Source organism: Microbacterium sp., assembly GCF_044508325.1.
Taxonomy (GTDB): Bacteria; Actinomycetota; Actinomycetes; order Actinomycetales; family Microbacteriaceae; genus Microbacterium.
Genome location: NZ_JBIQHX010000001.1, coordinates 217,602 through 236,653, shown reverse-complemented (window position 1 = coordinate 236,653; position 19,052 = coordinate 217,602). Strand labels below are relative to the sequence as shown.

The window sequence follows — 19,052 nt, the reverse complement described above, 5'->3', positions numbered from 1 at the left end:
GATAGACTGGGGGCCATGTCGCATGCAATGAAGGCTGTGATACCCGCCGCGGGTCTGGGCACCAGATTCCTGCCCGCCACCAAGGCGATGCCGAAGGAGATGCTCCCCGTCGTCGACAAGCCCGCGATCCAGTACGTGGTCGAGGAGGCCACCCGGGCCGGGATCGAAGACATCCTCATCATCATCGGCCGCAACAAGAACAATCTGTCCAATCACTTCGACTCGGTGCCCGAGCTCGAGCAGAACCTGCGCGAGAAAGGCGACGAGGAGCGGCTGGCGAAGGTCCAGCAGTCCAATGAGCTCGCCGACATCCACTTCGTCCGTCAGGGCGAGCCCAAGGGACTCGGCCACGCCGTGCTGCGCGCGCGAGCCCATGTGGGCGATGCGTCGTTCGCGGTGATGCTCGGCGACGATCTCATCGATGAGCGCGACGGGCTGCTGGCGGAGATGATCGCCCAGCACGAGCGCCGCGGCGCGACGGTGATCGCCCTGATGGAGGTCGACCCGGAGGCGATCCACCTGTACGGGGCCGCGGCGGTCGAGCCCACCGATGAGCCCGACGTGGTGCGGGTGACGGGGCTTGTGGAAAAGCCCGCCTCCGAGGACGCGCCCTCGAACCTCGCGATCATCGGCCGGTACGTGCTCACGCCGGAGGTCTTCGACATCCTCGAGCGGACCGAGCCCGGCAAGGGCGGCGAGATCCAGCTGACCGACGCGCTGCAGGAACTGGCGGCGGACTCTGCCGGACCGGGCGTGTACGGCGTGATCTTCCGCGGTCGCCGATACGACACCGGGGATAGGCTTGATTACATCAAGGCCATCGTGCAGCTCGCGGTCGACCGCGAGGACCTCGGTCCGGAGCTGCGGCCGTGGATCAAGGACTTCGCGGCGAACCTCTAGCCGCCCGATGAGGGGAGGGCGAGTGGAAGCGACCAGTCCGCACGCCTACGGCCCCGTGTCCATTCGTCTCGTGCGCCAGCGTGACGCGCGCACGCTGCAGAACGAGCTGCTCTCGAACCGCTCCTGGCTGCGGCCGTGGGAGGCGACGAGCCCCGACGGCCCGGTCTCGTTCGACATGCGCGCAGGCGTCCGCCGGCTGCTCCAGCAGCACCGGGACGGGAACGGCGTCCCCTACGTCATGGAGTACGAAGGCGAGATCGCCGGTCAGCTCAACGTATGGGGCATCGCCCGCGGCTCGCTGTCGTCGGCGACCATCGGCTACTGGGTGAGTGAGCGGTTCGCCGGGCGGGGGATCACTCCGACCAGCGTGGCGCTGGCCACCGACATCTGCTTCACCGACCTGCACCTGCACCGCATGGAGATCTGCATCCGGCCCGAGAACCGCGCGAGCCTGCGCGTCGTCGAGAAGCTCGGCTTCCGCTACGAGGGGCTGCGCAGACGCTACATCCACATCGACGGCGGCTGGCGGGACCACTACGCGTTCGCGCTCGTGCGTGAGGAGGTGCCCGAGGGGGTGCTGCGCCGCTGGGTCTCCGGTCGTGCTCCGCAGGACGCCGCGACGGTGCCGCCGTCGGATCGCATGCCCGCCTGACCTCACCCGCCGGGCCGAAAGTCGGGTCGGTGATGTGACACGCCGAGTGCGGCATCGCCACCATCGGCGTGTCTCGTGACGGGCCAGGCTTTTGGCTCGCCGGACGAGGGTCACCTTCCACCTGACGTCGAGAGTGCGACACGCGCGAGGATGCCGCAGCGCGACGCCGCGGGTCGCTTACCGTGGACCGCATGGGCGGGCAGGTGCTGGGCGGGGGCGTGATCGTCCTGGTGGCGGTGCTCCTGTGGCTGGTATACCTGCTGCCGAGCTGGCACAGCCGTCACCGCTTCAACGCCGCCGAGCGCAACGCCGTCCGGCTCAACCAGGCGCTGCGCATCCTCGCCGAGACCAGCGAGACGCCGGAGGAGGTCCGCCTCGAGCTCAGCACCCGCACGGCGCTGGCCCAGCAGCGTCTCGCGCGGCGGGCCGCCGCCGAGCGCGAGGAGGCTCGGCTGGAGGCATCCCGTGCCGAGCTCGAGCAGGCGCGGCTGGCCCGCGAACGCGCGCGGGCCGAGCGCGCCGCCGCCCGCGCGCAGCCGGAGATCCGGCGCGCCCGCGCCCGCTCGCGGGCGAGGGCGACGCTCATCGCCCTCGGGGTGGCCGGACTGGGCCTTGCCGGATGGGGCGCCTGGGAGGTCGTCGCCACCGGCTCGCAGGTGGCGCTCTGGGCGGGAGTCGGCGTGACCGCGCTGAGCGGGCTCCTGCTGCGGCGGATGGCGCGGATCGCGGCGCGCACCGCCGCGCGCGCCGTCGTTCCAGACCCCGTTCCGGCCGCGCCTCCGATGGCTGCGGCGCCGTCCACGGCACTCGTGGACGACCGCACCTGGACGCCGCGCTCGCTGCCGCAGCCGCTCTCCTCGGCGGCGGGATCGAGCGCCGCTGCCGTGCTCGACACCGCCGAGGCCCGACGCGCGCTGCGCGAAGCGGCGCTCGAAGAGGCGCTGCGCTCCAAGGCCGAGCGGCAGCGTCCGCCCGACATCGCCGCCGCCCGCGCGGCGCGCGCGGATCTCCTCGCCGGCCCGGCCGACGACGCCGAGATCGAGGCGCACGTTCGTCGGCTGCTCGCCTCCCGTGCTGCCGGCTGACGCCTCGTCCTGCGGGTTCCGCGGAGCGTGATAATCTTGCTGAGTTCACGGGCCTGTGGCGCAGTTGGTAGCGCGTCTCGTTCGCAATGAGAAGGTCAGGGGTTCGAATCCCCTCAGGTCCACCCTGTGAGAGCCCGGCCCCATCGGCCGGGCTCTTCTCGTCGGCGCCGCCCCTGGGTCGTGGGCCTCTGCGTCGCGCGCGCCCCGCAATGCCGCTGGTCGTGCGCTTTCTATCACCAAGAGTCTTGACGAAAGAGTTCGCCGCTGGCATTCTAAACACATTGATCGTGTATTTAGAAAGGCCGAAGATGTCCGAATCGACTGACACCGTCGTCGCGCCCGCGCGCACGTCCGCTTCCGCCGAGTCCGCGTCTGCCGCGGGGGAGGGGTTCTGGTCGCGCCTGCGATCCGATCCGGCCTTCGCGGCGTTCTGGATCCTGCGCGCCGGCTTCGTCGTGCTGCCGCTGTGGATGGGGATCGACAAGTTCTTCAACGTCCTGACCGACTGGCCGGGCTATCTGGCGCCCTGGATCGTGACGCTGCTGCCGTTCTCGGCCCAGACCGCGATGTACGTCGTGGGCGTGGTCGAGATCATCGCGGGCATCGCGATCGCGATCAAGCCGCGGTACGCCAGCTATGTGGTGGCGCTGTGGCTCGCCGCGATCATCATCACCCTGCTGACCTACTCCGGGTTCTACGACGTCGCCCTGCGTGATCTCGGGCTGCTGGTGGCGGCTCTCGCGCTGTCCCGGCTGGCGGTCCTGTACGACCGGCCCTGGGGCCGGAGTGCCCGCACATGCCGGTGAACGACGCGGTCGCCGCCGCCTTCAGCCGAGGCCGGCCGTGCCCAGCAGCGTTCCGATGCCGAACGTCGCCACGAGTGCGAGCGCTCCGCCGATCACGGTTCTCACCATCGCGCGCAGGCGGGAGGCCCCGCCGAGGTGAGCGGCCACGGCGCCGGTCACCGCGAGTGCCGCGATGACCGCGACGAACGTGATCGGCACCCGCCAGCCCTCCGGGGGCAGCAGGATCGCCGCCAGCGGTAGCAGCGCGCCGACCGTGAACGCGACCGCCGAGGCGAAGGCCGCGTACCAGGGGCTGACGACGTCGGCTTGATCGATCTTCAGCTCGACCTCGAGGTGGGCGGCGAGGGCGTCGTGGGCGGTGAGCTCGATCGCGACCTGCCGCGCGGTGTCGGCGGACAGTCCTTTGGCGCGATAGAGGTCGGTGAGCTCTTCGAGCTCCTCGGCGGGCATCTCGCGCAGTTCGCGACGCTCCTTCGCGATGAGCGCGCGCTCGGTGTCGCGCTGGCTGCTCACCGAGACGTACTCGCCGAGCGCCATCGAGACGGCGCCGCCCACGAGGGCCGCAAGTCCCGCGAGCAGGATCGCGCCGGAGTGAGAGGTCGCACCGGCCACGCCGACGACCACCGCCGCCACCGAGACGATCCCGTCGTTGGCGCCGAGCACTCCGGCGCGCAGCCAGTTCAGCCGCTGGGCGAGGCCTTCGCGATGGGGCTCGTCGTGTGTCGCATCCGCCACGCAGGCCACGATAGCGGCACGGGGGGGGGTGCAGATGCTCATGCGGAAGCGAAAGATCACTTGCGAAAGAACCCTTGCGAAAGGTCTCTTTCGAGTTGTATCGTCGTCGCATGACGGACGACAGCGCAACCCCCGACGCCGCCCCGTATCAGCAGGTGACCGACCCGGTGCGCATCCGCGCCCTGGCACACCCGCTGCGGCTGCAGATCTTCGACATCCTCACCGAGCGCAACGAGATCACCGCGACCGAGTGCGCCGAGCTGCTGGGTGAATCGGCGGCCAGCTGCTCGTTCCACCTGCGCATGCTCGAGAAGTACGGATTCGCCGAACGGGCTCCCGCGCGCGGCCGCGAGAAGCCGTGGCGGGCGGCGGCACGGTCGTGGGACATGCGTCCGGAACCCGGCTCGATCGGGTCGACGCGCGCATTCCAGGAGCTGGCGGTCCTCGGGCTCGACGCCGAATGGGAGCGCATCCGCGGCTACTTCGCCAACGCCGATCAGGAGAGCGACGAGTGGGTGCAGGCATCCACCTTCACGCGCTCGACCTTCTGGGCGACCGCGGAAGAGCTCGCCCAGCTCAGCCGCGATCTGCAGGAGATCACCGAGCGTTTCGCCGGCCGCAGCGCCGATCCGTCCAAGCGCCCCGAGGGGGCGCGGTTCGCGCGGATGGTGGCCGTCGCCAACCCGGAGCCGTACTCCAGCCCGACCGCACGCGCCGCCGAGGAGCAGCGATGAGCGCCGAGGCGCCCGCTCGCACGTCGGTGTGGCGCGCACCGGGGTTCCGGCGCCTCGCGAGCGCCTGGGTGTTCACGAACCTCGCCGACAGCGCACTGTTCCTCATGGCGGCGGTGTGGGTCAAAGAGCTCACCGGATCGGATGTCGCGGGCGCCTTCGTCTTCGTCGCGCTCGGGCTTCCGGCGGTGCTCGCGCCCTTCCTCGGGATGCTCGCCGACCGATTGCCGCGCAAGCGGCTGCTGGTGGCGTCCAACCTGGTGCTGGTGCCCGTGATCCTCACGCTCCTGCTGGTGGGATCGGCCGAATCCGTGTGGATCGTCTACGCCGCGATCTTCGTGTACAGCTCCTGCGGCTACCTGACCGGCGCTGCCCAGTCCGGCATCATCCGCTCGATGCTCAGCGACGACCAGCTCGCACCGGGCAACGGCATCCTGTCCACGATCGACAACGCGCTGCGTCTGGTCTCGCCGCTGATCGGCACGGCCCTGTACGTGTGGATCGGCCCGCAGGCGGTCGTCGCGCTGACGGCGGGATGCTTCGCCGTCGCCGCGGCGATCCTGACGGCCCTGCCGGTGGGAAGCACCGCGCCCGAGCGGGGCGAGACCGTGCGCAGCGGCGTGCGCGGCTACCTGCGCGAGCTCGGCGCGGGGTTCGAGCACCTGTACCGCGTCCGCCCCCTGCGGATGCTCACGATCGCGATCGCGATCGCGTTCGGCGCCACCGGCATCCTGAACATCGCGGTGTTCGCCGTCCTCGACGCGATGTCGGTCGACCCCGCGGTGCTGGGACTGCTCATGCCGCTGCAGGGCATCGGCGCCGTCGTCGGCGGTCTGCTGTCGGGGTTCATCGTCACCCGCATGGGCGAGGCACGCGCGGCGGCGCTCGGGATGCTGCTCGTGGCCGTGGGCACCGTGCCCCTGCTGGGAACGTCGGTGTGGTTCGCCGGGGCCGGCATGGTCGTGATGGGCCTGGGCATCCCGATCGTCGTGGTCGCGTTCGTCACGCTGCGCCAGCGCGCCACGCCCGACGAGCTGCAGGGCCGGGCCTCGGCTGCCGGAAACGTCATGTTCAACCTGCCCCAGACGGCGATCTCGATCGTGGGCGCAGGACTGCTCGTCGCGATCGACTACCGGGTGCTGCTGGCCGTCACGATCGCCGCCGTCCTGGCGGGCGGCGTCATCGCCCTCATCGGCCGGCGTGCTCCCGAGGTGCCGGGCGCAGACTGAGTCAGGCGGTGGCGTGGGCGCGGGAGCCGTCCCGCAGGCGTTCGGCGGCCAGCTCCTCGGCGGCTTCGAGGGGCGTGATGCCGCGCGATTCGGCCTCGTCGAAGACCCGGCGGACCGTGTCGCCGATGTGGCCCACGCGCTCCATGATCTCGGCGCGGGTGCCGAGCTTCTTCGCCTCGAGGTCGAGATAGATGACGCCGCCCGCGTTCACGACGAAGTCGGGAGCGTAGAGGATGCCGCGCTCGGCGAGCCGGCGTGCTCCGCGCCGCTCGGCGAGCGGGTTGTTCGCGGGGCCGCAGACGGCCTCGGCCTCGAGCGCGTCGATGACCTCGTCGGTGAGCAGGCCTCCGATGCCGGCGGGCACGAACACGTCCGCGGCGATCAGATGCTCCTCGCCCGGGGGCACCCACGCGGCTCCGAGCTCGGCAGCCAGGTCGCGCTTGGCGGGGTTGACGTCGGTGACGGTGAGGTCTGCTCCCTCCACCGACAGGCGCACCGCGAGGCGGCTGCCGACCTGGCCGAGACCTGAGATCGTGATGCGGCGTCCGGTGATGTCGGACGAGCCGGTGACCCGCTCGAGGGTCGCGCGCAGCGCCTCATAGACGCCGACGCTCGTGGGCCCGGCGGGCTCGCCCGAACCGCCGACGGCGTCGGGAAGCCCCACGACGTGCGCGGTGCGCTCGCTGACGACCAGCATGTCCTCGGTCGTCGAGCCGACGTCCTCGGCGGTGCGGTACAGGCCGGCCATCGACTCGACGGCATCGCCGAGGTCGAGGAAGGCGGCGCGCCGCCGTTCGGGGTCGAGCACGGTGCCCTCGGGCAGGCCGATGACCGCCTTGCCGCCGCCGGCGTCGAGCCCCGCTGCGGCGTTCTTCAGCGTCATCGCGGCAGACAGCCGCAGCGCGTCGCCGAGGGCGTCGCTCCAGTGCGGGTAGTTCCACAGCCGCGCGCCGCCGAGGGCGGAGCCGAGCACCGAGGAATGCAGGGCGACGACGATGAACAGTCCGCTGCGCGGACCGGTGATCACGTCCACGCGTTCGTGCGTGAAGTCGGGCAGGGGCAGAGTGTGCGTCATCGCTTCTTTCCTTCGGCCGGCCTTGTGGGCGCTGCGCTGCGGACGCGACGGCGTTGCCGCGCCCGCCTCCATCACACCACCGTCGGCCGAAGGCTTCAACCGCCGTAGGCTGGTCGGGTGACTGTGAACCTTCCCACTCGAAGCCGAATCGTCCACGACGCGCTGCGTACGGCGGGCATCGACGGAGAGATCGTGGTGCTCCCCGACGCGGCGTCCACCGCTCCGCTGGCCGCGGCCGCCCTGGGCGTCGAGGTGGGCGCGATCGCGAACAGCCTGGTGTTCTGGTCGGACGGCGAGCCGCTCCTGGTGATGACCAGCGGCGCGCACCGGGTCGACACCGCGGCGCTCGCGCAGCGTCTCGACCGCGCGACGATCGCGCGCGCGACGCCCGAGCAGGTACGGGATGCCACGGGGCAGGCGATCGGCGGTGTCGCACCGACCGGCCACCCGGCGCCGCTGACGACCATCGTCGACGAGGATCTCGCGCAGTACCCCCAGATCTGGGCGGCCGGCGGAACACCGCACACGGTGTTCCCGCTGACCTTCGACGAACTCGTGCGCCTCACCGGCGGCACCGTCGCCCGCGTCGACTGACTCTCACACGCCGGCGGCGCCGCGCTGCGGGAAGGCGACCGCGCGACGGCCGATGGCGAGCCACGCGATCGCCCCGATGATCGGCGAGATGAGCACGACGATGCTCCACACGCCCTTCTCCACGGCGGTCGCGGTGGACCGGCCGATGCTGATGAGCGCGATCAGCCACAGCACCAGCAGGGCGACCGCCAGCACGAACCACAGCACCGCGAGGAAGACGGCGGCGCCGGAAGCCACTGCGGTCTCGACGCTCTGAAGGAAGACCATCACGTTCTCCGTTCTGCGCGGACGGACTGTTCCGGCCGCGTGTGACGAGACTAGGGGGCGGTTGCGCCGCCACGGCCCGGTCGGGACACTTGTCCCGAGGCGGGGAGAGGCCGCCGTCGGTCGCACGCAGGAGGGCAGCGATGCCAGGGCAGTCCGTTACGCTGCGCCCGCACGAGCTGACGACGCTGCTGGCTGCGATCGCCCAGCGCCGCCGCGTGATCATGGTCAGCGGCGCCGGCGGCATGGGCAAGACCACGCTCGCACGCGAGGCCGCCGCCGCGCTCACCGCCGAGGATCCCGGCCGGCCGATCCTGTTCGTCGAGGTCGGCGGGAAGGATCTGCCGCGGCTGAGCGCCGAGATCCGCGACGCCGTCGGGGAGACGCTGGATGCCGCGGAGCGCACGAGCGCGGACGAGCCGCCCGTCGTCGTGCTCGATGCCGCCGAGCGGGTGCTGCGCACGCCGGATGACTGCGAGCGGGTGCTGGCGCTCGCGGCGGGGGCCGTCGTGATCGTCACCACGCGGTACGCCGTCGCGCTTCCCGGCGCGGTGAACATCGTGGTGCGCGGGCTCGACACCCACGCCGGCGGTGCCGCGGTGCGGCTGCTGCGGGAGAGCACGCACCTGGACGACGAGGTCTCGGCGCGCACCAGCGACTACGAGCTCAGCCGCATCGCCCGGGCCCTGCACGGCAACCCTCTCGCCCTGACGGTGGCAGCGGCGCTGTTCGCCGGCCTCAGCCCGCAGGACCTCCTCGAGCGGCTCCGCGAGACGGGCCCTGGGTTCCTTCTGGACGAGCCGGTGCCGCAGCCCGGACCGGAGACCCGACTGCGCGACGTGGTGACCTGGGGCATCGACACGCTGCCCCGCGATGCCCTGGCCGGGCTGTGCGCCCTCGCGGAGTTCGCCGGCTGGACGAGCGCGGCCTCGTTCGAGGGTGTCCTGCGCGCCGCGGGCTCCGACGCGGCTGCGCGGGCTCCCGGCATCCTCGGCCGCCTCGTCCGTGCGCATCTCGTGGAAGTCTCCGACGTGGGCACGACCCGTCGGGTGCGGCTGCTGGACACGGTTCGCGACACGGTTCGCGACCTCGTCACCACGGTCGACCTCGATCGGGATGCGATCCGGTCCGCCCACGCGCGGTGGTACACGGCGCAGGCCCTCCACGCCGGCGGGCAGACCGCGCATCGCACCGAGGCTCTGCGGCGGATCGGCGAGGAGGCGGCGAACTATGTCGTCGCGCTGACCGCCTCGGCGCGCACGGACCCTGCGTCGGCCGCCCGGGCCGCCGCAGCGCTCGGGCCCTGGCTGCTGACCACCGAGTACTGCTGGACCGGCCTGCAGATCATCGACGAGATGCTCGCCGCCGACCGCCCGCGTGCCGCGCTGTCGGCGGCCGATGTCGCGCTGCTGCGCGCCTGGCGATCTCGGCTGCGGGTCCACCTGGGCGCCCGCGACGAGCTCGACGTGCTGCGCGAGATCGCCCGCGCTGCGGGCGTGCTCGATGCAGACGGGTCCCTGATCCCGGAACCCCTGGTGCAGACGGTCGTGGCCGAGCACCTCGCCTACGCGGAGCTGCGTGCGGGCGATGCCGAGGCCGCCATCCGGCTCTGCGCGGCCGCCGAGCAGACCGCCCAGGGCGCGGGCCTGGCGTTCCGGCGCGGTCAGCTGAAGTACCAGCTGGCGCGCGCCCTCCAGCAGGCACGACGCGACGCGGAGGCGCTTCGCGAGGTCTCGGCGGCGGAGCGGCTCGCGCAGAGCCTGGGCGATGAGTCGCTCGCCGCGCGCTGCGCGCTCACCCGCGTGCAGCTGACCCCCGGGGTCACCGCCGCGTCGGCGCTCTCGGTGATCCGGCCGCTGGCGCGCATCCACCTGGAGGCCGGGGACCGCCGCGAGGGCTGTCACGGATACCTCGCCCTGGGCGCCGCGGAGTCCTCGGCAGGCGATCAGGATGCCGCGCTCGCCGCCTACCGCCAGGCGCTGCGGCTGGCCCGGGGCCTGCGCTACTGGCACGGCCAGCTGTACGCCGCGATGGGGATCTCGCTCGCCGCGGCGACCGACGACACCGTCCACACCTGCCTCCACCTCGCGGAGTCGGTGCTCGCGTACATCCCGCAGGTGCGGGCGCTGCTGCCGCCGACGTACGTCGACTCGTTCGTCGCCGACTGCGAACCGCTCCGGGAGCGGTCGCATCGCCTGGGCGCCCCGCCGCTTCCGCCGCCGCTGGACTGGCGGGCGATCGTGGCCGCGGCGGAGCGGCTGAGCACTCCGCGTGAGGAGCGGGGGCACTCCCGCTTCGAACAGCGGGTGCACCACGCCGCCCGGCACCACGGGCTGACCGAGCGGGAGCGCAGCATCCTGATCCTGCTCGCGCGCGGCCTCAGCGACGCGGAGATCGCGAACCGCCTCGGACTCGCGCCGAAGACGCTGCGCAACGCGAACTCCGCCATGTACCGCAAGCTCGGCGTGCGCACCCGCGCCCAGGCGGCCGCGCTCGCCCACGCCGGCGGCTGATCGCGGGACAAGTGTCCCGGCGCCCCCGCGCGGCCGCGGCGCGTCCCTACGGTGACCGCCATGGTGCGGACGGCGATGCGGGCGATGGCGGCGGCGAGCGCGGCGGGGATGCTGTCGAGCGTCGTGATGATCTGGATGCTGCGCGGGCGGCATCCGCTCGACGTGTACGTCTCGGGTCTGGGAGCCCCCGACTCGCCGGTGGCCGGCGCGTTCAACACGACGCTGCTCGCCATCGGCGTGTGCGGGGTGCTGCTGGCGGTCGCCGTGGGCGCCGTCCGTGCCCCCGCCGATCGCGTGGGGGCTTGGCTGGCCGCCGCGATCGCGGCGGCCGGCGCGAGCTTCGTGGTGGCCTCGCGTGTGACCTGCACGGCGGGGTGCCCGCTGCCCGGCAGCCCCTCGTTCGCGCTCGCGGACGCCGTCCATGTGACCTTCGCCGTCATCGGGTTCGCCGCGGGGTGCGCGGCGATGCTGCTGGCGGCGATCCGGGCGACGGGCCGCGCAGCTCGGCGGGTCTCGGCCACCTGCGCAGCGGCCGTGGGGGTGATCGCGCTGGGTGGGGCGTTCGCCGCCCTATTCCGGGTCGGGCTCAGTGTCGGGCCGTCGCTGGAGTTCGTCGCCACGACCGTCGCGCTCGGCTGGTGCGGCTGGTTCGGGCTCCACCTCGCGCGCCGCGAGGCGCTGCCCGCCGCCCGGCCCGTACAGGTGGCCGCCCAGCTGGGCCGCCGCGCCGGCGACCACGCGCGCCAGCCGAGCGCTGTCGACCGTCGCCTCGGCGGGCCAGGTGACGGCGACCGCGGCGGTGGGCCAGCCGGTGTGGTCGCGCACCGCGACCCCCACCGAGCGCAGGCCGAGGGTCACCTCGCCGTCCTCTGAGGCGAACCCGTCCTGGCGCACCGCGCGCAGCAGTTCGCGCAGCTCGGCCGGCGTCCGCGGGCCCCGTCCGGTGCGATCGGCGAAGGCGCTCCGGTCGGGGTAGAGTGCACGCACCTGCGGGCGCGGCAGCGCGGCCAGCATCGCCCGCCCGCTCGCGGTGAGGTGGGCGGGCAGGCGCACGCCCACCTCGGTCACGAGGGCAGGGCGGCGCGGTGCCCGCTCCTCCACGATGTAGACCACGTCGCGCCCGCTCATGACGGCGAGATGGGCGCTTTCGCCGACGCGGTCGGCCAGCGCCGCGATCAACGGTCGCCCCACCCGGGCCAGCGGCGCCTGCCGCAGGTAGCCGCCGCCGAGCTCCGACGCGGCGGTGCCCAGGCCCCAGCGCCGCTCCGCACTCAGGTGCACGACGAAGCCGTGCTCCTGCAGGGTGGCGAGCAGGTGGTAGACGCTCGATCGGGGGATGGCCAGCTGGTCGGCCACCGTGCGCGCGGCGACGGGCCCGCGCTGGCGGGCGAGGAAGGCGAGGATGCGCAACGTCTGATCGGCGGCGGGCACCTGCGGTCGAGTGTCTGGCATGACAGACACAGGATGTCACGGACCCCTGCCGGACGGAAGCGGCGGCGTGTTCAATCGAGCCATGAGCACTGTCACCGTGGGCGCCGCCCCGCTGCGCCCCGAGGAGGTCGTCGCCGTGGCGCGCCACGGCGCCCGCGTGGTCCTCGACGCCGGCGCCCTGGCGAAGGTCGCCTCCGGCCGCCGCCTCGTCGAGGCGCTCGCGGACGACCCGGATCCGCACTACGGGATCTCCACCGGCTTCGGTGCGCTTGCCACCACGTTCATCCCGGCCGAGCGCCGCCGCCAGCTGCAGGCGAGCCTCATCCGCTCCCACGCCGCCGGCACAGGACCCGAGGTCGAGACCGAAGTCGTGCGCGCGCTGCAGCTGCTGCGGCTGCAGACCCTCGCCACCGCCCACACCGGCGTGCGACCGGTGGTGGTCGAGACGTACGCGGCGATGCTCAACGCGGGCATCGCGCCGATCGTGCGCGAGTACGGCTCGCTGGGCTGCTCCGGCGACCTCGCGCCGCTGGCCCACGTCGCCCTGGCCGCGATGGGCGAAGGCGAGGTCAGACTGGCCGGGAAGCGGATCGCGGCCGCCGACGCGCTGCGCGAGGCATCCCTTGATCCGCTCGTGCTGGAGGAGAAGGAGGGCCTGGCCCTCATCAACGGGACCGACGGCATGCTCGGGATGCTGGTGCTGGCCCTGGCGGACCTCGAACTGCTGCTGGACACGGCCGACGTCGCCGCCGCGATGTCGATCGAGAGCCAGCTGGGCACCGACGCCGTCTTCGCGGCCGACCTCATGGCGCTGCGCCCTCAGCTCGGGCAGGCCGTGTCGGCGGCGAACCTGCGCTCGCTGCTGGGCGACTCGCCCATGGTCGCCTCGCACAAGGGACCGGAGGACAAGCGGGTGCAGGACGCGTACTCGCTGCGCTGCTCGCCGCAGGTGCACGGCGCCGCGCGCGACACCCTCGATCACGCCCGCGCCATCGCGGTGCGCGAGCTCGCGGCGGCGATCGACAACCCGGTCATCACCGACGACGGCAGCGTCCGCTCCAACGGCAACTTCCACGGGGCACCGGTCGCGTACGTGCTCGACTTCCTCGCCATCGCGGTCGCCGACGCCGCCTCGATCTCGGAGCGGCGCACCGACCGCGCCCTCGACGTCGCTCGCAGCCACGGGCTGCCTCCGTTCCTCGCCGCCGAGGCGGGGGTCGACTCGGGCCTCATGATCGCGCAGTACGCGGCGGCCGGCATCGTGTCCGAGCTCAAGCGGCTCGCCGTCCCGGCATCCGTCGACTCCATCCCCTCCTCGGCCATGCAGGAGGACCACGTCTCGATGGGCTGGGCGGCCGCGCGCAAGCTGCGCCGCGCGATCGACGGATTCGCACGCGTGCTCGCCGTCGAGCTCGTCACCGGCGCGCGCGCCCTCGACCTGCGCGCTCCGCTGCAGGCGGGCCCGGGCACCGGGGCCGCCCGCGACCTGCTGCGGTCGGCCGGTGTGGCAGGTCCCGGCGCCGACCGCTACCTCAGCCCCGACATCGAGACGGCGGCCGAGCTCGTGCTCTCGGGCGCCGTGCGGGCCGCCGCGCTTGGCCCGGCGAAGGAGCACGGACCGGCGGAGGACCGAAGCGGCTGAACCCGTCCTTCCCCCGCAGATCTCCTCCGCCCGGCGGAGGACCGGCATCGAGCAAGGAGACACCATGACCGACACGACCTCCCGCACGGTCCGCGCGCCGCGCGGGCCCGAGCGCACCGCGAAGAGCTGGGGCGCCGAGGCCGCGAAGCGCATGCTCATGAACAACCTCGACCCCGAGGTCGCCGAGCACCCCGAAGACCTCGTCGTCTACGGCGGCACCGGCCGGGCTGCCCGCAGCTGGGAGGCCTTCGACGCGATCGTGCGCACGCTCGACGAGCTCGAGCCGGACGAGACGCTGCTGGTGCAGTCGGGCAAGCCCGTGGGCGTGTTCCGCACGCACGAGTGGGCGCCCCGCGTGCTCATCGCGAACTCCAACCTCGTCGGGGACTGGGCGACGTGGCCCGAGTTCCGTCGCCTCGAGGAGCTCGGCTTGACCATGTACGGGCAGATGACGGCCGGATCGTGGATCTACATCGGCACCCAGGGGATCCTGCAGGGGACGTACGAGACCTTCGCGGCCGTCGCGCGGTCGCTGGGGCGCGACTCGCTGGCGGGCACCCTCACCCTGACCGCCGGCTGCGGCGGCATGGGCGGGGCGCAGCCACTGGCGGTCACCCTCAACGGGGGAGCGGTGCTCATCGTCGACGTCGACGAATCACGGCTGGCCCGCCGGGTCGAACACGGCTACCTTGACCAGTACACGACCGATCTGGATGCGGCCGTGGCACGCGTCCTCGCCGCCAAAGACGTCGGCGAGGCCCTTTCCGTGGGAGTCGTCGGCAACGCCGCCGAGGTCTTCCCCGACCTCTTGCGCCGGGGCATCGCGATCGACATCGTGACCGATCAGACCAGCGCGCACGATCCGCTGGCGTACCTGCCGATCGGCGTGGGCGTGGACGAGTGGCGGGATGCCGCGGCCGCCGATCCGGACGGCTTCACGGAGCGGGCACGCGCCTCGATGGCGGCGCACGTGGACGCGATGGTGGGATTCCAGGATGCCGGTGCCGCCGTGTTCGACTACGGCAACTCGATCCGCCGCGAAGCCGAGCTGGGCGGCTGCGAGCGGGCCTTCGCGTTCCCCGGCTTCGTGCCGGCGTACATCCGGCCCCTGTTCACCGAGGGGAAGGGACCGTTCCGCTGGGTGGCCCTTTCCGGCGACCCGGCCGACATCGCCGCCACCGACCGCGCCGTCATGGAGCTGTTCCCCGAGGACGCGGCGCTGCACCGCTGGCTGTCGCAGGCCGGCGAGAAGGTGCACTTCGAGGGCCTCCCGGCCCGCATCTGCTGGCTGGGGTACAAGGAGAGGCACCTGGCGGGACTGCGGTTCAACGAGATGGTCGCCTCCGGCGAGCTGAAGGGCCCGATCGTCATCGGCCGCGATCACCTGGACTCGGGATCGGTGGCAAGCCCCTACCGCGAGACCGAGGCGATGGCCGACGGGTCGGACGCCATCGCCGACTGGCCGCTGCTGAACGCCCTCCTGAACACGGCGAGCGGCGCCTCGTGGGTGTCGCTGCACCACGGCGGGGGCGTCGGCATCGGCCGCTCCATCCACGCGGGGCAGGTGACCGTGGCCGACGGCTCCGACCTCGCCGCCCAGAAGCTGGAGCGGGTGCTGACCAACGATCCGGGCACCGGCGTCATGCGGCATGTCGACGCCGGGTACGAGCACGCGCGCGAGGTGGCGCGTGAGCGCGGGCTGACGGTGCCGATGCTGGACCGGCCGTGACCGCGACCGCGCTGCTCGCCCAGATCGCCGACATCGGGCGGGATCCTGTCCGCGGCGGCTATTCGCGGCATCTCTTCGACGACGCCGACCTCGCCCTGCGCGAGTGGTTCGTCGAGCGCGCCGCCGAGCGCGGGCTCCGTGTCGAGCGGGACGGCAACGGCAACCTGTGGGCCTGGTGGGATGCCGGCGACCTCGCCGCGCCCGCGGTGGTCACCGGCAGCCATCTCGATTCGGTGCCCGGCGGCGGCGCCTACGACGGACCGCTCGGCGTGGTGAGCGCGCTCGCCGCCGTGCAGGTGCTGCGGGAGGAGGGGTACCGCCCCCGCCGGCCGATCGCGGTGTGCGTGTTCGCCGAGGAGGAGGGCGCGCGGTTCAATGCACCGTGTCTGGGCTCGCGCCTCCTGGTGGGCGAGCTCGGTCTCACCGACCTCGCCGACCGCGTCGATGCGCGCGGCACCTCGTTCTCGGAGGTGTGGACCGCTGCCGGAGGCGACCTCGAGCGGATCGGCGCCGACCCCGAGCTGCTGGCGCGCGTCGGCGTCTTCGTCGAGCTGCACGTGGAACAGGGTCTCGACCTCGCGCACCGCGGCGCTCCGGTCGCGGTCGCCGAGGGGATCCTCGCGCACGGCCGGTGGCGTGCGACGTTCACAGGAGAGGGCAACCACGCCGGCACGACGCCGATGGACGGCCGCCACGACCCCGTGGTGGCTGTCGCGCAGGCCGTGCTCGCGGTGCGGCGGGTAGCCGCCTCTTCCGGCGCTCTCCTGCGCGGGACCGTCGGACGGGTCGAGGCCGTGCCGGGAGGCTCGAACGTCATCGCCTCGCGCGCCCACGCGTGGGTCGACGTGCGTGCCGCGCACGACCACGAGGTGCGCGCCGCGATCGCTGAGCTCACCGCCGCGCTCGGCCGCATCGCCGCGGATGAGGGATGCGAGGTCGAGCTCGTGGAGGAGTCGTTCTCGCCGCGGGTGGACTTCGATCCGGCGCTGCGCGAGCGCCTGGCGAGCCTGCTGGGCGGCGCGCCGGTGATCCCGACCGGCGCGGGGCACGACGCCGGCATCCTGTCCGCCCACGTGCCCAGCGCCATGCTCTTCGTCCGCAACCCCACGGGCGTGTCGCACGCCCCCGCCGAGAGCGCCGAGGCGGCGGACGTGGAGGCGGGCGTCGAAGCGCTCGCGGCGGTGCTGCGCGAGCTCGCCGAGGAGCCGGGATGACGGCTTCCCGCATCCGCGCCGCATCCGCGCTCGTCGACGACGCCGTCGCCCGCGACGTCGTCTTCACCGTGCGCGCAGGCGTCATCACCGCCATCGAGACCGATGCCGCATCGGCACCGGCCGACACCGTCTGCGACGTGCTGGCCCCCGGCGCGATCGACGCGCACTCGCACGCCTTCCATCGGCTGCTGCGCGGCCGCACGCATGCCGACGGCGGTGACTTCTGGCAGTGGCGCACCCGGATGTACGCCGAGGCCGCCGCGCTCACGCCGGAAGGCTGCGAGCGCGTCGCGACGCAGGTGTACCGCGAGCTGCGGGATGCCGGGTGCACGACGGTCGCGGAGTTCCACTATGTGCACCACCGCCCGGACGGGTCGCCCTATCCCGATCACGACATGGAGCGCGCCCTGGTACGCGCGGCGCGCGCGGTGGGGATCCGGCTGGTGCTGCTGGACGCGTGCTACCTGCGTGGCGGGGTCGACCAGGCGCTGGGCCCGCAGCAGCGCCGGTTCGGGGATGCGTCGGCGCACGCGTGGCTCGAGCGCTGGCACCGTCTGCGGGACGCCCTCGCGGAGGATGCGGACCGGCCTGAGACGCCGGGAGTGAGCGTCGCGGCGGCGGTCCATTCGGTGCGGGCGGTCACCCCCGACGACCTCGCGGTGATCGCCGCCGGACTGCCCGCGGACGTGCCCCTGCACGTGCACGTGTCGGAGCAGCCTGCCGAGAACGACGCGTGCCTGAAGGCCTACGGTCGCACGCCGGTGGGGCTGCTCGCCGAGTCCGGGCTCCTGTCGCCGCGGCTGTGGGCGGTGCACGCCACGCATCTGAGCGATGCCGACATCGCCCTGCTGGGAGAGGCGGGAGCGACGATCGTGATGTGCCCGACGACGGAGGCCGACCTCGGAGACGGGATCGGGCCCGCGCCCGAGCTGCTCGCCGCCGGCGCGCGACTGGCGATCGGATCGGATCAGCACGCGGTCGCCGATCCCTGGGAGGAGACGGCGCGACTCGAGCTCGATCAGCGGCTGCGGCTGCGGCGCCGCGGCGTCTTCAGCCCCATGCAGCTGTGGCAGGCGGCCGCGGGCGGCCGGCCGGGCCCGGCCGGGTTCCGCATCGGCGACGCCTTCGACGCCGTCGAGTTCGACCTGCGGTCGGCGCGCACCGCGGGCGCAGACCCCGCGCAGCTGCCGCTGGTCGCGCGCGGGACCGACGTGCGCACGGTGTTCGTGGGCGGTCGTGCGCACCGCCGCGACGAGAGGAGCGTGTCATGATCCTGCTGACCGGCATCGGCGAGCTCACGACCAACGACCCGTCCCTGGCCGGCGGGGCGGACCGGTACGGCACCCTCGCCGATGCGGCGGTGCTCATCGAGGACGGCCGCATCGTGTGGGCGGGGCCCGCGTCCGACTCCGTCGCGCGGCACGCCCGCGGCGACAGTGCCGCGGTCGTCGACGCCGGAGGCCGCGCCGTGATCCCCGGCTTCGTCGACTCGCACACCCACCTCGTCTTCGGCGGCGACCGTGCCGAGGAGTTCGCGGCGCGTATGGCCGGTCGTCCGTATGTCGCCGGCGGCATACGGACGACCGTCGCCGCCACCCGTGCGGCGAGCGACGATCAGCTGCGCGCCCGCCTGGCGGGCTTCGTCGCCGAGCTGCACCGACAGGGCACCACCACGTTCGAGGTGAAGACCGGCTACGGTCTCACCGTCCGCGACGAGGAGCGCGCGGCGCGCCTGGCCGCCGAGGTCACCCCGGAGGTGACGTTCCTGGGCGCCCATGTCGTGCCCGCCGAGTACGCCGACGCCCGCGACGAGTACATCGACCTCGTGTGCGGCCCGATGCTGGACGCCTGCGCGCCGTTCTGCCGCTGGATCGACGTGTTCTGCGAGACCGGTGCCTTCACGCCGGCGGAGAGCCGCCGCATCCTCGCCGCCGGCGTCGAGAAGGGTCTGCGCCCCCGCGTGCACGGCAATCAACTCGGCCCGGGGGAGGGCGTGCGGATCGCGGTCGAGGTGCAGGCGGCATCGGTCGACCACTGCACGTATCTCGACGACGACGACATCGCGGCGCTCGCGGGCAGCGACACCGTCGCCACGCTCCTGCCCGGCGTGGAGTTCTCCACGCGGCAGCCCTATCCGGATGCACGGCGCCTCCTGGATGCGGGGGTCACGGTGGCCCTGGCCAGCGACTGCAATCCGGGCTCGAGCTTCACCAGCTCCATGCCCCTGATGATCGCGCTGGCGGTGCGCGAGATGGGCATGACACCGGCCGAGGCGGTGTGGGCGGCCACCGCAGGCGGGGCGCGGGCGCTGCGGCGCGACGACGTCGGGCTGATCGCCCCCGGCGCCCGCGCGGACCTTCTGCTGCTCGATGCCCCGTCTCGCGTGCATCTGGCGTACCGGCCGGGTGTGCCGCTCGTGGGGGCGGTCTACCGCGGCGGCGTCCGGCTCTGA

At 73.2% G+C, this 19,052-nt stretch carries 17 protein-coding genes, 1 tRNA gene and 1 pseudogene; 15 read left to right on the top strand and 4 right to left on the bottom strand.

Annotated elements, in window-relative coordinates; genetic code table 11:
* Positions 1-15: 15 nt before the first annotated feature.
* The 5 genes from galU (at position 16) to ACIWQI_RS01110 (ending at position 3,443) form a co-directional block, all read left to right on the top strand.
* Positions 16-900: a UTP--glucose-1-phosphate uridylyltransferase GalU gene (gene galU / locus ACIWQI_RS01130; protein ID WP_396655214.1), complete on the top strand. Its 885-nt coding sequence runs from the start codon at positions 16-18 to the stop codon at positions 898-900.
* Positions 901-907: 7 nt separating this feature from the next.
* Entirely contained in the window at positions 908-1,552 is a 645-nt protein-coding gene (locus ACIWQI_RS01125; RefSeq protein WP_396655212.1) for a GNAT family N-acetyltransferase, read from the top strand.
* A 191-nt stretch (positions 1,553-1,743) separates the two neighbouring features.
* The gene (locus ACIWQI_RS01120) at positions 1,744-2,637 is read left to right on the top strand and encodes a large exoprotein (RefSeq protein ID WP_396655211.1); all 894 of its coding nucleotides are present in this window, start codon (positions 1,744-1,746) and stop codon (positions 2,635-2,637) included.
* Positions 2,638-2,686: 49 nt separating this feature from the next.
* Positions 2,687-2,759: transfer RNA gene (locus ACIWQI_RS01115), tRNA-Ala, on the top strand.
* 186 nt (positions 2,760-2,945) lie between these two features.
* Positions 2,946-3,443 (top strand): hypothetical protein, encoded by a 498-nt coding sequence (locus tag ACIWQI_RS01110; RefSeq protein ID WP_396655210.1) that lies wholly within the window; start codon positions 2,946-2,948, stop codon positions 3,441-3,443.
* A 21-nt stretch (positions 3,444-3,464) separates the two neighbouring features.
* Here ACIWQI_RS01110 and ACIWQI_RS01105 read toward each other — a convergent pair whose 3' ends face one another.
* Positions 3,465-4,220, bottom strand: coding sequence for a VIT family protein (locus ACIWQI_RS01105; RefSeq protein WP_396655209.1), 756 nt, complete (start codon positions 4,218-4,220; stop codon positions 3,465-3,467).
* A 68-nt stretch (positions 4,221-4,288) separates the two neighbouring features.
* Between ACIWQI_RS01105 and ACIWQI_RS01100 the strand changes: the two genes are divergently transcribed.
* Together ACIWQI_RS01100 and ACIWQI_RS01095 are read left to right on the top strand one after the other, a co-directional pair.
* A complete protein-coding gene (locus ACIWQI_RS01100; RefSeq protein WP_396655208.1) occupies positions 4,289-4,912 on the top strand; it encodes an ArsR/SmtB family transcription factor in 624 nt (207 codons plus the stop codon).
* Positions 4,909-6,138 carry an MFS transporter gene (locus ACIWQI_RS01095; RefSeq protein ID WP_396655207.1) on the top strand — a complete coding sequence of 410 codons (1,230 nt, stop codon included), beginning with the start codon at positions 4,909-4,911 and terminating at the stop codon, positions 6,136-6,138. The genes ACIWQI_RS01100 and ACIWQI_RS01095 overlap by 4 nt, the downstream gene beginning before the upstream one ends.
* A 1-nt stretch (position 6,139) precedes the next feature.
* Here the strand turns inward: ACIWQI_RS01095 and ACIWQI_RS01090 are convergent, their stop codons facing one another.
* Positions 6,140-7,213, bottom strand: coding sequence for a Glu/Leu/Phe/Val dehydrogenase dimerization domain-containing protein (locus ACIWQI_RS01090; protein WP_396655206.1), 1,074 nt, complete (start codon positions 7,211-7,213; stop codon positions 6,140-6,142).
* Between the two features lie 117 nt (positions 7,214-7,330).
* Here ACIWQI_RS01090 and ACIWQI_RS01085 point away from each other — a divergent pair, with 117 nt between their 5' ends.
* Positions 7,331-7,807 (top strand): YbaK/EbsC family protein, encoded by a 477-nt coding sequence (locus tag ACIWQI_RS01085; RefSeq protein WP_396655205.1) that lies wholly within the window; start codon positions 7,331-7,333, stop codon positions 7,805-7,807.
* A 3-nt stretch (positions 7,808-7,810) separates the two neighbouring features.
* On the opposite strand, the gene ACIWQI_RS01080 is transcribed toward ACIWQI_RS01085, so the two are convergent.
* Complete coding sequence (locus ACIWQI_RS01080) at positions 7,811-8,074, bottom strand: PLDc N-terminal domain-containing protein (RefSeq protein ID WP_396655204.1); 264 nt, start codon at positions 8,072-8,074, stop codon at positions 7,811-7,813.
* Positions 8,075-8,214: 140 nt separating this feature from the next.
* Between ACIWQI_RS01080 and ACIWQI_RS01075 the strand changes: the two genes are divergently transcribed.
* Positions 8,215-10,584 (top strand): LuxR C-terminal-related transcriptional regulator, encoded by a 2,370-nt coding sequence (locus ACIWQI_RS01075; protein WP_396655203.1) that lies wholly within the window; start codon positions 8,215-8,217, stop codon positions 10,582-10,584.
* A gap of 60 nt (positions 10,585-10,644) precedes the next feature.
* Positions 10,645-11,175 (top strand): annotated as a pseudogene (locus ACIWQI_RS01070) (DUF998 domain-containing protein); the annotation flags it as partial.
* Here ACIWQI_RS01070 and ACIWQI_RS01065 read toward each other — a convergent pair.
* Complete coding sequence (locus ACIWQI_RS01065) at positions 11,155-12,036, bottom strand: IclR family transcriptional regulator (RefSeq protein WP_396655202.1); 882 nt, start codon at positions 12,034-12,036, stop codon at positions 11,155-11,157. The pseudogene ACIWQI_RS01070 and the gene ACIWQI_RS01065 overlap by 21 nt on opposite strands.
* Before the next feature lie 61 nt (positions 12,037-12,097).
* On the opposite strand from ACIWQI_RS01065, the gene hutH reads away from it, so the two are divergent.
* From hutH to hutI, 5 genes are all read left to right on the top strand, one after another.
* Positions 12,098-13,657, top strand: a complete 1,560-nt coding sequence (gene hutH, locus ACIWQI_RS01060; RefSeq protein WP_396655201.1) for a histidine ammonia-lyase — start codon at positions 12,098-12,100, stop codon at positions 13,655-13,657.
* A 64-nt stretch (positions 13,658-13,721) separates the two neighbouring features.
* Positions 13,722-15,386, top strand: a complete 1,665-nt coding sequence (gene hutU / locus ACIWQI_RS01055) for a urocanate hydratase (protein ID WP_396655200.1) — start codon at positions 13,722-13,724, stop codon at positions 15,384-15,386.
* Entirely contained in the window at positions 15,383-16,600 is a 1,218-nt protein-coding gene (locus ACIWQI_RS01050; protein WP_396655199.1) for an allantoate amidohydrolase, read from the top strand. Before hutU ends, ACIWQI_RS01050 begins: the two co-directional genes overlap by 4 nt.
* On the top strand, positions 16,597-17,871 hold the full coding sequence (locus tag ACIWQI_RS01045; RefSeq protein WP_396655198.1) for a formimidoylglutamate deiminase: 1,275 nt from the start codon (positions 16,597-16,599) through the stop codon (positions 17,869-17,871). Before ACIWQI_RS01050 ends, ACIWQI_RS01045 begins: the two co-directional genes overlap by 4 nt.
* On the top strand, positions 17,868-19,052 hold the full coding sequence (gene hutI / locus ACIWQI_RS01040; RefSeq protein ID WP_396655197.1) for an imidazolonepropionase: 1,185 nt from the start codon (positions 17,868-17,870) through the stop codon (positions 19,050-19,052). Before ACIWQI_RS01045 ends, hutI begins: the two co-directional genes overlap by 4 nt.